Consider the following 13,975-nt stretch of genomic DNA (forward strand, 5'->3'; position numbering starts at 1 on the left):
CGAGATAAATTGTGTAAGTGGTTTGTGTAATAAAAAAGTCCCCCTCTTACGGAGGGGGATATAGGGGGAGGTGGGTTAGTCTTTCTTGCAGCGGACGGAGAGTAATATTCGCCTCCCCTCCCATCTTCGATCGATGTAGGCAATAGAGTCTCTGATAATATACCGTACCCATGCTTGATTATTATTCATATAACTACTACTTGCAGTCCAAAAATATGCATGGTCACCGTAATATCCTATTGCGTTATTAAGGGCTGCTCCCGCACGGATGGCGTTAAATCCACCTTGTTTTGGAGATAAACTTTTCCCCTCGGTAGCGCCGACAATGCTGCCTATAGGTTCACATATAGAAAGCATGGCGCCAGCATGGCTATCAGTTGCTCCATTAGGACGGAGGTAGATAGCAGGGGTGGTGAATCCGTATTCCCAGCCTGATGACCAAGGGATCCAAGCATTTTTTTCACTTTCTGTATATTCGCTGTATAAATGAGCATTGTTATAGATTTCCCGTTCCAAATCGTTCCATTCTTTGTCGCTGGGTAGATGCCATCCATCTGGGCAAATGCCTCGGATAGGAGTAGATATAAGATCGCTGCCGTCAGATGCTTGTCCTTGTTCGAGATTTCCGGGGTTTGGTGTTTGCCCTGTTCCGGTTCCCATATTGATAGCTGCAGGCCAATTGTAGAGTATTCCGTTCTTCTTTTTACTTGGCCACTCCGAAGATGGATGATCGGCAAGTATATAAGTAACAAGGGTTCCACCAGTAGGGGTTGCTGTTTCAGCGTAAACGTAATGTTTATTCGTGTTACTGCTCGCAGCAGAGTGTACGTAGTTATTAAAACGACCACCTTCGTGGATGGGATCGGGTACGTAGCGTACGCTTTCTAACATCCAATCGCCGGCAATAGAGCCAAAATTACGTGCTAAATAAACTTCATTGTCTCTATCGTCAGTAAATTCATATACACCTGCAGCCAAGCCTTCGTCCTTGAGGCTTTGCCATCTGTTGCCGTTCCAAATATACAAGCCGTCACCTTGTGCGCTAAAGTCTACACAGGCATTGGTGTTATACACTAAAAGTCCGATGTGCTTGTCCAAGTCCCATGTGTCGCTTGCTCCGACAGACTGGGCTAATTCGGTAGGGGTGGTAGGTGTAAGATTAGTCAACTTTACCCTCGGCAGCCCAAGTCCCTTCGTCGTCGTTGCTCCCTCTGTCAGTTGTAGCAAAGCGCCATCCAATGGTTTCTGGTTGCTCCCGATCGTTACTTGTGCATTAATTGTTGTCGTAAAACATAAAATGATAAGTGCAAAAAATATTTGCGTTGTAGTTTTTTTGTTCATGAAATATTTGAATTAAATCTTAAAACCAAGTTTGTGTACTAAATATGCTGAAAATTTAAATTGTTGTTATAGATAATGCCCCTGCAAAGGAACAAATTTTATTTGAAAGAGCAAATAACCTAAACGATATTCTGTAAATAACTTATCGATAATGTGCAACTTTCTGCTTATTTTTGAGTCTATTATATATAAGCTGAAATAACAAAAGGTATGAAAAAAACGATAATTCTTTTGCTGGCATTGCTGTTTGTCGCCGGAGTTGCGCAGGCGCAAAAAGAGTTTAAATTGAAAAGTCCTGAAGAGGGTTCGGTTTCGTTATATGGCAGAGTCGGGTTTCTTGATTCGCGCGAAAATAGGCATTCGATAGGCGAAGATGTCATCGAAAATCCACCGTTTGCTGTTCAGTTGCAAAACTATGTCAATCAACTCGAAATGGCATCGGATGCGAATAAGATATTCGTTTTACAACTGCGGGATTTGTATTTCTTTAAAGGGAAAGAGGATGGCAAAGCCGTAGGCCTGTGCCGTATACGTGCCAATGCATACGACCAGCAAGGCGACGATTATTATTTTATCAATCGGATAGATGTTGTTGTTACAGCCAAACCTAAAGAAATATATGCCGAGGCGGCGGATGCGTTAGGTACTTTTATTCGCGAAAGTATATCGGCTGCCCGCATGGGCGATTTTCCTTTTACCTTGGCGGAAGTGAAAGATATAGACACTTTTGAAAAACAAGATATTCCCCTGTTTAATGCCCCGGCCTTTGCCGATGGCGTGTATTACGATTATCTTGACTTTGCCGATCAAAAACCTACGTCCATAGAAATGCAACCGAAGATGAAGGATGAAACATTGAAAGAGGTAAAAATTTACGACGAAAGCAAAAAGAAATGGCAAAAGCTCTCCCCCGACAATGTGTATGCAGTTGTTATTGGCGGGCAGCCTTACATCGCTTACGATGGGAAATTCTGGGCGGGCTATCTGAGCGATAATAATTTCCTGTTCAATATTTCTTATAAAGTAAACTCAGGTAACGGAGGATTTTCGATAGGTATCGGCATGGGTGGCGGTTCGCGTCATGGCGGTATGGGTGGCGGAATAGGTTATACTTTCGGCGCAAAGAAGACTGTGACCCAACTGATGAAAATAGATCACCTGAATGGTACGGCAATCCCTGCCGAATAGCTAAATATTGTTACTTTTCGAACCTTTTTGCTGATAGTGTAACTGTCTGTGGCGCTTTTTTTTTACTTTTGTACATTAGAAGAAGTGTACACCTGGATGAAATTCGGATATAAGCTACACAGTTGCAGATGAGAAATAAGAAAAAAGATAAACATAGTTTCTGGAAACGGATACGGTTCAAATACCGTTTGTCTGCCTTTAACGAAAACACGCTCGAAGAAGTATGGAAAATACGGGCCTCGGCCTTTTCGGGCATTGTCCTGTTTTTGTTGGTGGCGGGGATTCTTATTGCTGTGACGTCCGTAATCATTATTACCACGCCCGTACGTTATTACCTGCCCGGCTACCTCGATTCGGAGGTGCGCGATAAAGCAGTGCGCAATGCCATCCTGGCCGATTCCATCGAAACCGAGCTGATTGTGAACAGGCAGTACGTGGATAATGCACGCAAGATATTTACAGGGACAATGGAGATAGATTCGGTGACCAGTGTAGCCGATACGTTGTACATCCCCGAGAATGATCCTTCGTTGCAAAAATCGGAATTGGAACGGCGTTTTGTAGAGCAATACGAAGAGGATGAGAGATACAACCTTTCGCTCCTTCCGTATACGGTTTCGCAGAACGATGCCGTTGCCCTTTTTGCCCCGTTGAAAGGGATTGTTACTACCCATTTCGATGCGAATAGCCGCCGCTATGGTATCGAGATTCTGGGTGCGGGAAAATCGACCGTTACGGCAGTTGCCGGAGGAACGATCGTCTATTCGGGATATGATATATCGAATAGCTATGTCATTCAGATTCAACACAAGAACGGATATATTTCTTTCTATAAAGGATGCTCTGCCGTACTGAAGTCGGTAGGGGACGAAGTCCGTTCGGGCGAGGCTATTGCCGTACTCGAAACACATAAGGTGAACGGAAAAGATGAGGCTACACCGCTTTGCTTTGAGCTTTGGCACGATGGTTATCCCGTGAATCCGGAGGGATATATCACCTTTTAAAAAAATATGAAAACAATATGTCGCGCAAAATAGCAATTTTAGGTTCTACCGGTTCGATTGGTACGCAGGCGCTCGAAGTAGTACGCGAACACAAAGACCTGTTCGAGATATATGCCCTCACAGCCAACAATCAGGTCGACCTGCTGATAAAGCAGGCTCGCGAATTCTTGCCCGAGGTGGTTGTGATAGCGAATGAGGAGAAATACGAGGTGTTGAAAGATGCCTTGTCCGATTTGCCGATAAAAGTCTGGACGGGGAGCGATTCCATCGCGCAGGTCGTTCAGAGCGAGCCAATAGACATGGTGCTCACGGCAATGGTCGGCTATTCGGGCTTGTTGCCTACGATTAACGCTATAAAAGCAGGAAAAGCGATAGCTCTTGCCAACAAAGAAACGTTGGTTGTTGCCGGAGAATTAATCACGGCGCTGGCAATGGAACATCGAGTTCCCATATTGCCTGTCGATTCCGAGCATTCTGCGATATTTCAATGCCTGAATGGAGAGCAATCGCCGATAGAGAAAATACTACTGACGGCATCGGGAGGCCCTTTCCGCAATCATACCAGAGAGCAACTGGCGAAGGTGACGAAAGCCGAAGCGCTGAAACATCCGAACTGGGATATGGGGGCGAAGGTGACTATCGATTCGGCTTCGCTGATGAATAAAGGTTTCGAGATGATGGAGGCCGTTTGGCTGTTCGGTATCGAACCGTCGCAGGTGGAAGTCGTTGTACATCCGCAATCCATTATTCATTCGATGGTGCAGTTCGAGGATTCGTCCGTTATGGCGCAACTGGGATTGCCCGATATGCGTTTGCCGATACAGTACGCGTTCGGTTATCCGCACCGGCTGAAATCGAATTTCGAACGTCTCGACTTCTTCAAGCTTGGGACGATGACTTTCGAAAAACCGGATATGGAGCGTTTCCGCAATCTGGCTTTTGCTTTCGAAGCGATACGCCGCCGGGGTAATATGTGCTGCATACTGAATGCGGCTAACGAAATAGTTGTCGCTGCATTTCTGCGGGATGAAATAGGATTCTTGCAAATGAGCGATATAATAGAAAAAACCATGCAAAAGGCTTCCTTTATCGAACGCCCGACTTACGAAGATTATGTGCGGACGGACGAGGAGGCAAGGCGCATAGCATGCGAATTGATTTAAACGAAACGACAGGAAATCGAAATACAGCAAAATATTGAATGGAGACATTATTGATTAAGGCATTGCAACTCATCTTGAGTCTATCTATATTGGTCCTTGTACACGAATTGGGGCACTTCCTGTTTGCCCGGCTATTCAAAATAAGGGTAGAAAAATTCTATCTCTTTTTCGATGCCGGCTTTGCACTGCTCCGCTTCAAACCGAAGAATAGCCATACCGAATACGGCATCGGCTGGTTGCCTTTGGGCGGCTATTGCAAAATATCGGGGATGATAGACGAATCCATGGACATGGAGCAAATGAAAACGGAGCCTAAGCCGTGGGAGTTTCGCTCCAAACCGGCATGGCAACGCCTGCTGGTAATGCTCGGAGGGGTATTGTTCAATTTCATACTGGCAATATTTATCCTGTCGATGATGGTTTTTGTATGGGGCGATACGTATATCCCTTACAAGAACTTCAAAGATGGCATGACGTTTTCGGAGAATGTGAAGAAAGCAGGCTTCCGCGATGGAGATATTCTCGTAAGCGCCGATGGCAGGGAATTGCGCTTGTATGATGGTATTATGTCGGCCAATTCCATGATGGACTTTTTCGATGCCGAACAGGTACAGGTCGAACGCGATGGGCAAATGGTGAATATCGTATTGCCCGAGAATTTTATTGACAATATTCTCGATAAAGCGAATCCTCCTTTTGCCTTTAAATGGCAAGAAGGGTTGTTCCCGGTTATGGTGGATAGCGTGTCGGCAGATAGCGAAGCCGGACGAATCGGGTTACAACGGGGAGATAGTATTGTTGCTGTAAACGACTCGGCGACTATAACATATTTGGACTTTCGGAATACGGTAATGAATTATAGAGGTGATACGATTTCTCTTGTTTACTACCGTGCTGGGGTGTCTGATACTGTATCAGCTGTTTTGGACACTAATGCAGTTTTAGGTTTTAGCCTTCCTTCTCCAGAGTATGTAGTGGACAAATACGGATTTTTCGCCTCCTTCCCTGTCGGGATAGAAAAGGGTATCAATACGTTGAGAGGTTATATTTCGCAAAGCAAATTGATATTCAGTAAAGAAGGTGTCAAGAATTTAGGAGGCTTCGGTACAATGGGGAGCATGTTTTCCCCGACATGGAATTGGGAATCTTTCTGGTCGATGACGGCTTTCCTGTCTATCGTATTGGCATTTATGAATATATTGCCTATACCGCTGCTCGATGGCGGACATATTATGTTCCTGCTTTACGAGATGATTACGCGGCGCAAGCCGAATGAGAAATTTCAGGAATATGCCACATGGATTGGTATCTTCCTGATTCTGGGATTGCTTATCGTGGCCAATGGAAACGATATAATAAGAGCTATATTTGGAGATTGGTAACGCATGGAGTATAGATATTATCTGGCAATATTAGCTTGTTTTTTTATCGTTTTTTTGCTTACGTCGCGAAAGAAACTCGAGATAGAAAAGGAAGAGAAACAACAGGATAACAGCACCTACAAAATAGTGAAAATCGCACGCATCGTATCGTTGATCGTATTGCTGTTAGCTGGTATATATTTTGTAGGATATTCAATGCTCGGATTGTTAAATACAATAGTCGAATTCTTAAAAGGATAACTCGGAATGACAGTAACGGAACTGATAAACAAACATAATAAGACGGCTTTCTCGTTCGAAATACTTCCCCCATTGAAAGGGAACAGTATAGAGAAAGTATACAAAATTGTAGATAAATTGATCGAATTTGAGCCGCAATATATCAATATTACGACCCATCACAGCGAATATTTAGACAAGGAAATGCCCGACGGCATGGTCAAGCGCGTCAATGTGCGCAAGCGCCCGGGTTCGGTGGCTATTGCCGCTGCCTTGCAGAACAGGTATAAAGTAGCCGCTATTCCGCATGTTATCTGCAAAGGATTTACGCAGGAGGAAACCGAGTATGCGCTTATCGACCTCGATTTTTTGAATGTGCATAACCTGTTACTGTTGCGGGGAGATGCTAAAAAACTCCAATCCGATCAGTTGTCAGGAAATACTAACGAATATGCGACAGACCTGCAGCAACAGGTCAACCGCTTCAACGAAGGGATAGATATGTATGGCTTGCCATTCGATCAACCTTCGGCGCCTTTCTCGTACGGAATGGCGTGTTATCCCGAAGTACACGAAGATGCTCCCGATCTCGAATCGGATCTTCGCTATATGAAGATGAAAGCGGAGCAAGGTGCCGAATACTTTGTTACGCAGATGTTCTTCGACAATGAGAAATATTACTCATTTGTTGAGCGTTGCCGGCAAGAAGGCATTACCCAGCCTATTATTCCGGGGGTAAAGCCGATTGTGCTTATGAACCAGTTGACCGTGTTGCCGAAGATATTCCGTTCGAGCATACCGGAAGCACTGGAAAAAGAATTATTGAAATGCAAGACCGACGACGAAGCCAAAGAAGTCGGTATAGAGTGGGGTATAACACAATGTAGAGACCTGATTGCGCATGGCGTTCCGAGCCTCCACTTCTATTCGCTCATGGCTACCGAAAGTGTCAGGCGCATTGCAAAAGAGATTTATTAACCCAAATTGAAATAATTGAAATTATGAAAAAAAGTCTGTACCTATTATTGTTCTTGTCACCAGTGTTTTTCTTGTCATCTTGCAGCGATGATGATAATGGGTTTAAAGTGCCCGAATTGGTTGGCTCTAATACGATCGATCTTACGGCAGGTGGTGGAAGCGAGGGTATTGTTTCGCTTGCACTGAAAGGCGAAAAGATATATATCGATTGGGGCGACGGAAAAGTTACTAAGGCTAAATCACCTGACGAATTATCTGTTTATCAGCATAAATATGATAAAGAATATTCATGGCAGATTCGCATATGGAGCGAAGAAATCACATCCTTTATAATTGATGGTAAAGTATATACCATGGATGTTGATTATCTGGGCTTTGGGCATTGTCCTAAGCTGGAAACTTTGCATGTCAGCAGTGTGGATTATCTTGATGGTCTTGGAGATCGTGATTTCCCGGAACTGACTGCTATCTGTGCCTATAATATCCGCAAAACACCTTTTATCGACTTTAGGGGAGCTCCTAATCTGGAAGTATTGTATTGTTATGATAATCCAGCGTTGATGACGTTGTATGTAAATGGAAATCCGAAACTGAAGAAATTGGTTGTCTATAATAACCGTTTCGGTGTTTGGGATATGAATCGCATGTTTCTGGGTTTACCACAAGGCACACCCGATTGTGAGGTGTTCTGCTATGGCAATCCCGGTTCGGCTACCTGCAATACATCTATTGCCGAAGACAAAGGCTGGTCTGTGACTAATTTCGAATAAGTATGTTTTTTAGAGATATAGTAGGACAAGAAGAAATAAAACAACGGCTGATAAGTTCGGTACAGGAGGGATTTGTTCCTCATGCACAACTATTCGGAGGGCTCGAAGGGGTAGGTAAACTGCCTCTTGCCATTGCCTATGCACAATATCTCAATTGCGACAATCCATCCGAAACAGATTCCTGCGGCGTTTGTCCGTCTTGTGTCAAATACAACCATCTGGCGCATCCCGATTTGCACTTCGTTTTCCCGATAGTCAAGAAGGCCGCCAAGAAAAAGGAAGTTTGCGACGATTACATCTCCGAGTGGCGCGAAACGTTTGCCGAGAATGTTTATTTCGGCTATAACCAATGGTTGCAGGCGATAGAAGCCGAAAACTCGCAAGCCATTATCTATTCCAAAGAAAGCGAGGAGATTATCCGCAAACTCAGCCTGAAAATATACGAAGGGCGCTACAAGGTGATGGTCATCTGGCTACCCGAAAAAATGCACGAATCGTGTGCTAACAAGCTACTGAAAATAATCGAAGAGCCTACCCCCGATACCGTATTCCTGCTGGTGTCGGACGCTCCCGACAATATCATCGGTACGATACAATCGCGTTGCCAGCGGATAAATATTCCGCCGGTGGCTAAATCGGCAATCGAAGAGGCGCTGGTTACACAATATGTGGTAGACAAAGCCGATGCCGAAAATATAGCGCATCTTGCGTGCGGCAGTTACCTGAAAGCATTAGAGACTATCAGTCTGGATGAAGAACATAAATTCTTTTTCGATTTGTTTGTCAATATGATGCGTTCGTCCTATGCCCGCAACATCAAATCTATCAAGGCTATTGCTGCCGAATTGGCGACTATCGGCCGCGAACGGCAAAAGAATTTTCTGATGTATACGCAACGAATGATACGCGAATATTTCGTAAGTAACCTGAATCAGCCCGAAATTGTGTATCTTAGCAGCGACGAAAATAGTTTCGGTATCCGTTTCGCTCCTTTCATCAACGAGCGCAATATTATGGATTTTGCCGATGAATTGGGCAAAGCCGAAATGCATATCGAGCAAAATGTGAATGCACGCATGGTATTTTTCGACCTCTGTCTGAAAATTACGATGCTGCTGAAAAGATGATTGAAATAACATTATAAAGTATCAAAATGCTTTATCAATATAAAGAAAACATTTGTTATGAAAGTTTCTTTTGAAAATTTAGGTGTAGTCAAGCGAATTGATTTAGACTTGTCTAAAAAGTTATCTGTTTTTTGTGGTCCTAATGGAACGGGGAAGACATATGTATGTTATGCTGTGTATGAGTATATAAGACCAATTATTGTAAATAGTGGCGTATTCGACCTGGATCTTCTTATTAAAGAAAAGAAATTGGTGATTTCTTTGGATTATGATATGCTTTTTGAATTAAAAAAAGAATATAATAAAAGGTTGCCTTTGGATTATGCTTTTGGAGTGAAAAAAGAAAGCTTTTTCTCTGACTTTAATATCTCTTTAAATGTTGATAAGGAAGAGTTTATTTCTAAATTGAGATATTCTAAGTTTATCTTTTCACTAGCGAATGAGAATATGAAGATTAGTTATGAAAAAGATGCAGGAAGCGATGAATTGAATATTATTTTGGAGAATTTTGAGAGTTTAGATTCTTCTGATTCTTTGGAAACAGCTGATGTTTTTCAAAATTCTCTATTAGTTAAGTGCTTGTCTTTTTCTTCTTTATTGAAAGTTTTTATTTTGCCTGTAGAAAGAAATTCAGCTTACACATTTGCTAATGAGTTAGCCAAGAATAGATTGTCATCAGATGTTTATAGTAATCGTTATCCACGTGCTATTCAAGACACTTTGGCAACTGCGATTGACTTAAACCATATAAAGAAACAAACGTCAGAATATTATTGGCTTGCAGAGGAAATAGAGAATACTATATTGCATGGAGATGTAAAAGTTTCTGAAAATGGAGAATTACAATTTGCCCCAAGAAGAGGAAGAAATACAGTTTTATCTATTCATCTTTCGGCATCCATTATCAAGAACTTATCGGGTTTATTGATATATCTTAAGCATCAAGCTAGGAAAAATGATTTGTTGATTATTGATGAGCCGGAGCTAGGTTTGCATCCTGATAATCAAATTCTATTGGCTCGTATCTTTGCAAAATTGATAAATAATGGTATTCGCCTTTTAATTAGTACCCATAGCGATTATATTATCAGAGAACTGAATAATTTAATAATGTTATCAGGTAATACTCCTGAAATAGAAAAACATCGTGAAGAGTGGGGCTATAAAGAAGATGAGTGCATTAAACCAGAGGATGTAGGTGCCTACTTATTCAATTTCACAGAAGAAAATCCGTCGCATGTTGTAGTTGAAAATCTCTCTGTGGACGAAACAGGTTTTGAAGTAAAAACAATAGATGAAGCTATTTGTAACTTGAATTCACTTTCAGAAGACATTTATTATGCGTTGAAGTATGGCGAAGACAAGATGCAATAATCCTGATAGGATAGAGAGAATAAGAAAGATTATCTCTGATTCTTTTTTAGCAAAGGATCAGACAAAAATCCTTGAAGATAAATCTTGCGATGCAGGGCATTCTTTTTATATGGAAAGGAAGATTGTTCCGTTTTCTGAGTCTGAGTATGTGCTTTATCGGTTCGATCCCGATGAGAGTGATATATTTCCCTATTTCAAGGAAACGAAGGATTTAAAGAAGATATGTGATTATGTTCTATTTGTTGAGCATGGAGATGCCTTTTATACCTTTCTTATTGAATTGAAATGGGGAAGTAAGTCTTCATTAAAGCAGCTAGAAGCTTCTGAAATGTTCATTAAACATATTTTGGAGCATGCAGGAAGGATCGATTATTGTATAGAAAATCCTATTTATAGAAAAATAAGGATAAATGAAAGCCAAGCAAAAGGAAAAATAAAAGGAACAACAAAAGTTAAGGAACTTACTTTTGATGAAAATAATATTTTAGTATATACAAGGATGACAGATTTTAGAATAAAGGAGATATTACATTGTAATAATAGAGTATCTTGATAAAATCTTTATCATAGAAATTAATTATAAATGGAATCAGATCAAAATAGAGATAACGATAAAGAACCTATCATAGACTGTGAAGGGACATGCAAAACGCCTGTCGGCTGCACATGCGGAAATATGGAGGATGCAAAGGATGAGGTGCCGGAAGTGCTGGAGGTACAGGTAGCGCAGGCTCAGCCGGAACAAGTGGAAGAAGCACCCAAAATTGTGGTGACTGTTGCCGGGAAAACGGAATCCGAATCGAAAGAAAAAAGCTGTCAGACACCTACTTGTTGCAAGACGACCACAGGCAGTTGCTGCAAAAATAATACCTGTTGCCCGGGACGCAACAAGCTGGAAGTGTATGATTGGCTGAGGGATATCCCGCAAGCCCAGTTGGATACGCAGATGGTGGAAGTGCAATTCAAAAATACCCGCAAAAGCTATTATCTGAACAGTAATAATCTGGAGTTGCATGTGGGCGATATGGTTGCCGTAGAGGCGACACCGGGGCATGACATAGGCGAAGTAACCCTTACGGGGAAGCTTGTCCAGTTGCAGATGAAAAAGACTAATTTCAGGAGTGAAGTGAAACGCGTCTACCGTTTAGCCAAGCCGCACGACTTGGATAAATGGCGGGAAGCACGTGCCAAAGAGCACAAAACAATGCTTCGTGCGCGCGAGATAGCCGAAAACCTGAAGTTGGAGATGAAGATAAGCGATGTCGAGTTTCAAGGCGATGGCAACAAAGCTATATTCTATTATATTGCCGACGGACGTGTCGATTTCCGCCAATTGATAAAAGACTATGCCGCCGAATTTCGCATCAAGATAGAGATGAAACAGATCGGCGCACGGCAGGAAGCCGGACGTGTAGGTGGTATTGGGCCTTGTGGACGCGAGCTGTGCTGTTCGAGCTCGATGTCTAATTTTGTTTCAGTTTCTACATCGGCAGCGCGCTTGCAGGATATTCCGCTGAATCCGCAAAAGCTTGCCGGACAGTGTGGTAAATTGAAATGCTGCCTCAACTTCGAAGTCGACGTATATGTCGAGGCACAACGTAAGCTTCCTGCCCGCGATATGATACTCGAGACGAAAGATAATAACTATTACCATTTCAAGACGGATGTGTTGTCGGGTATGATGACCTATTCGACCGATAAGCATTTCGGAGCAAACCTCGTTACCATTTCCAAAGATCGTGTCTTTGAAATTTCGAGAATGAATAAGAATGGGAAAAAACCGCTGCATCTGGCTACGGATGAGGAGAAGGAACAACAGAAACCTGTTTCGTACGACCTCTTGGCGAACGAGAATATCGACCGTTTCGACAACTTGAATGACCAGAAATCGAAGCGGAAAAAGAAGAGACGTAACAAAGGTCCGAAAGAAGGCAATGAAGTGAATGCTGAAGCTCAAAATGGCAGACAGCCTGCCGGTCAGCACCAACGGAACAATAACCGTGAAAACAACAGGCCTGCTGCGGAAAATAACAACAACCAGGGGAATAACAATAATAACGAAAGGCGTTCGCGCAATAACAACAACAGGCGCCGTAAAGGGAATAATAACAGACCTCCACGGGACAATAATGGAAAACCTGATAATCAACAGTCGGAAGGCTAAGCCTCTCTTACTATTATTAGTTGCCATAGCGTTGTCGGTACTCCCTTCGTGCCGGCACGAAGAGGTGTATTACCAATTTGGGCAGGTCGAAGATGCTAAGTGGTATCGCGATTCTGTTTTCACCTTTGTTGTCGATTCGGCTTTGTTCGACCTCGATACGCGCTATAATATAGACATAGAAATAACCAACAATACCAGTTATGCCTACCAGAATATCTGGTATGCTGTTTCTCATAATCTGGATAACGATACGCTTTTCACTACCAAACAAAACCAGTATTACCTCTCGGACGAAGATGGTGTGTGGTTAGGCTCGGGTTTTGGTTCGCTGTATCATATTTCCATCCCTTTCCGTCAGGGTGTTGTGTTTTCGGAGAAGCGTGACTACTCGTTCCGTATTTCGCAAGCCATGCGCGACGAGCCGCTTATCGGAATAGAAAAGGTGGGGCTGAAGATATCCAAAGTCTCATAAATATCTTTAAATGACTTAAGAAAATGAAGAAGATTGATTTCATATTTTGTATTCTGTTATTTTTGTTATTTAGTTGTAGTTGTGTAAATAAAAGAGAAAGGATAAAGATTAATAAATGGGTTGTAGTAGGAAATTCGATAACATGGCATCCGATAAATGAGAATTGGAGTGGAGAATGGGGGATGGCGGCAACATCGAAGGAAAATGATTATGTCCATTTATTAGATGCCGTTTTTAAACAAAATTCTGACAGCTCTTCTTTTAAAATATCTTCGGCTGTAAATTGGGAAATCGATCATAATAATTTTGACTTGAAGTATTTCGACTCTTTCTTTGATGGAGATGAAGAACTGGTTATTGTTAGATTGGGTGAAAACCCTCAAGATATTAATAATTATGAAAAAAATTTCACTAAATTAATCCGATATCTTAAAGGGTTATCTCCCAATGCAAAATTTATCATTACAGACATTTTTATGTCGGAAGCTATCTATTTGAAGGAAAAAATAGCTATTCAAAAAAGAGTTTGTGATCAGGAAAGATGCATATGGGTTCCTATAAATCATCTCGATACAAAAAGGAATAGAAATTATGTAGGAAATGTTGTAAATGATAAGGTCATAGAAAATCCTACAGTTGCAAATCACCCTGGAGATAAAGGGATGGAAGCTATTGCAGAAGCTATTATAGACGTATTAGAAGATATTGAATAATTGTACTATAGTAGTCTCTTCCTTAAAGGCTAATTATATTGATATTTCAATTCTTTATAAATAGTCCGATGAAGAGCAAA

General features: G+C 42.0%; 14 protein-coding genes. 13 read left to right on the forward strand and 1 reads right to left on the reverse strand.

Annotated elements, in window-relative coordinates:
• Positions 1-75: 75 nt before the first annotated feature.
• Positions 76-1,341: an FISUMP domain-containing protein gene (locus D0T66_RS07500; RefSeq protein ID WP_163356631.1), complete on the reverse strand. Its 1,266-nt coding sequence runs from the start codon at positions 1,339-1,341 to the stop codon at positions 76-78.
• Positions 1,342-1,551: 210 nt separating this feature from the next.
• On the opposite strand from D0T66_RS07500, the gene D0T66_RS07505 reads away from it, so the two are divergent.
• The 13 genes from D0T66_RS07505 (at position 1,552) to D0T66_RS07560 (ending at position 13,895) form a co-directional block, all read left to right on the forward strand.
• Positions 1,552-2,529: a hypothetical protein gene (locus tag D0T66_RS07505; RefSeq protein ID WP_163356632.1), complete on the forward strand. Its 978-nt coding sequence runs from the start codon at positions 1,552-1,554 to the stop codon at positions 2,527-2,529.
• Between the two features lie 128 nt (positions 2,530-2,657).
• The gene (locus tag D0T66_RS07510; protein WP_163356633.1) at positions 2,658-3,533 is read left to right on the forward strand and encodes a murein hydrolase activator EnvC; all 876 of its coding nucleotides are present in this window, start codon (positions 2,658-2,660) and stop codon (positions 3,531-3,533) included.
• Positions 3,534-3,550: 17 nt separating this feature from the next.
• Positions 3,551-4,696, forward strand: coding sequence for a 1-deoxy-D-xylulose-5-phosphate reductoisomerase (locus D0T66_RS07515; RefSeq protein WP_163356634.1), 1,146 nt, complete (start codon positions 3,551-3,553; stop codon positions 4,694-4,696).
• A gap of 38 nt (positions 4,697-4,734) precedes the next feature.
• Positions 4,735-6,078 carry an RIP metalloprotease RseP gene (gene rseP, locus D0T66_RS07520; protein WP_163356635.1) on the forward strand — a complete coding sequence of 448 codons (1,344 nt, stop codon included), beginning with the start codon at positions 4,735-4,737 and terminating at the stop codon, positions 6,076-6,078.
• A gap of 3 nt (positions 6,079-6,081) precedes the next feature.
• Positions 6,082-6,318 carry a hypothetical protein gene (locus D0T66_RS16235; protein ID WP_221412186.1) on the forward strand — a complete coding sequence of 79 codons (237 nt, stop codon included), beginning with the start codon at positions 6,082-6,084 and terminating at the stop codon, positions 6,316-6,318.
• A 6-nt stretch (positions 6,319-6,324) separates the two neighbouring features.
• Positions 6,325-7,275 carry a methylenetetrahydrofolate reductase gene (locus D0T66_RS07525; protein WP_163356636.1) on the forward strand — a complete coding sequence of 317 codons (951 nt, stop codon included), beginning with the start codon at positions 6,325-6,327 and terminating at the stop codon, positions 7,273-7,275.
• 23 nt (positions 7,276-7,298) lie between these two features.
• The gene (locus tag D0T66_RS07530) at positions 7,299-8,045 is read left to right on the forward strand and encodes a hypothetical protein (RefSeq protein ID WP_163356637.1); all 747 of its coding nucleotides are present in this window, start codon (positions 7,299-7,301) and stop codon (positions 8,043-8,045) included.
• A 2-nt stretch (positions 8,046-8,047) separates the two neighbouring features.
• Positions 8,048-9,172 carry a DNA polymerase III subunit gene (locus D0T66_RS07535; RefSeq protein WP_163356638.1) on the forward strand — a complete coding sequence of 375 codons (1,125 nt, stop codon included), beginning with the start codon at positions 8,048-8,050 and terminating at the stop codon, positions 9,170-9,172.
• A 57-nt stretch (positions 9,173-9,229) separates the two neighbouring features.
• Positions 9,230-10,546: an AAA family ATPase gene (locus D0T66_RS07540; RefSeq protein ID WP_163356639.1), complete on the forward strand. Its 1,317-nt coding sequence runs from the start codon at positions 9,230-9,232 to the stop codon at positions 10,544-10,546.
• Entirely contained in the window at positions 10,524-11,099 is a 576-nt protein-coding gene (locus D0T66_RS07545; protein ID WP_163356640.1) for a hypothetical protein, read from the forward strand. Before D0T66_RS07540 ends, D0T66_RS07545 begins: the two co-directional genes overlap by 23 nt.
• 30 nt (positions 11,100-11,129) lie before the next feature.
• Complete coding sequence (locus D0T66_RS07550; protein WP_163356641.1) at positions 11,130-12,710, forward strand: regulatory iron-sulfur-containing complex subunit RicT; 1,581 nt, start codon at positions 11,130-11,132, stop codon at positions 12,708-12,710.
• Positions 12,676-13,182, forward strand: a complete 507-nt coding sequence (locus tag D0T66_RS07555; RefSeq protein ID WP_163356642.1) for a gliding motility lipoprotein GldH — start codon at positions 12,676-12,678, stop codon at positions 13,180-13,182. The genes D0T66_RS07550 and D0T66_RS07555 overlap by 35 nt, the downstream gene beginning before the upstream one ends.
• Before the next feature lie 23 nt (positions 13,183-13,205).
• Entirely contained in the window at positions 13,206-13,895 is a 690-nt protein-coding gene (locus D0T66_RS07560) for an SGNH/GDSL hydrolase family protein (RefSeq protein WP_163356643.1), read from the forward strand.
• Positions 13,896-13,975: the final 80 nt, after the last annotated feature.

The organism is Dysgonomonas sp. 25, assembly GCF_010501075.1.
Taxonomy (GTDB): domain Bacteria; phylum Bacteroidota; class Bacteroidia; order Bacteroidales; family Dysgonomonadaceae; genus Dysgonomonas.

Coding starts and splice junctions, on each gene's coding strand:
- D0T66_RS07500 (WP_163356631.1), bottom strand. CDS start 1,341: ATGAACAAAAAAACTACAACGCAAATATTTTTTGCACTTATCATTTTA.
- D0T66_RS07505 (WP_163356632.1), top strand. CDS start 1,552: ATGAAAAAAACGATAATTCTTTTGCTGGCATTGCTGTTTGTCGCCGGA.
- D0T66_RS07510 (WP_163356633.1), top strand. CDS start 2,658: ATGAGAAATAAGAAAAAAGATAAACATAGTTTCTGGAAACGGATACGG.
- D0T66_RS07515 (WP_163356634.1), top strand. CDS start 3,551: ATGTCGCGCAAAATAGCAATTTTAGGTTCTACCGGTTCGATTGGTACG.
- rseP (WP_163356635.1), top strand. CDS start 4,735: ATGGAGACATTATTGATTAAGGCATTGCAACTCATCTTGAGTCTATCT.
- D0T66_RS16235 (WP_221412186.1), top strand. CDS start 6,082: ATGGAGTATAGATATTATCTGGCAATATTAGCTTGTTTTTTTATCGTT.
- D0T66_RS07525 (WP_163356636.1), top strand. CDS start 6,325: ATGACAGTAACGGAACTGATAAACAAACATAATAAGACGGCTTTCTCG.
- D0T66_RS07530 (WP_163356637.1), top strand. CDS start 7,299: ATGAAAAAAAGTCTGTACCTATTATTGTTCTTGTCACCAGTGTTTTTC.
- D0T66_RS07535 (WP_163356638.1), top strand. CDS start 8,048: ATGTTTTTTAGAGATATAGTAGGACAAGAAGAAATAAAACAACGGCTG.
- D0T66_RS07540 (WP_163356639.1), top strand. CDS start 9,230: ATGAAAGTTTCTTTTGAAAATTTAGGTGTAGTCAAGCGAATTGATTTA.
- D0T66_RS07545 (WP_163356640.1), top strand. CDS start 10,524: ATGGCGAAGACAAGATGCAATAATCCTGATAGGATAGAGAGAATAAGA.
- D0T66_RS07550 (WP_163356641.1), top strand. CDS start 11,130: ATGGAATCAGATCAAAATAGAGATAACGATAAAGAACCTATCATAGAC.
- D0T66_RS07555 (WP_163356642.1), top strand. CDS start 12,676: ATGGAAAACCTGATAATCAACAGTCGGAAGGCTAAGCCTCTCTTACTA.
- D0T66_RS07560 (WP_163356643.1), top strand. CDS start 13,206: ATGAAGAAGATTGATTTCATATTTTGTATTCTGTTATTTTTGTTATTT.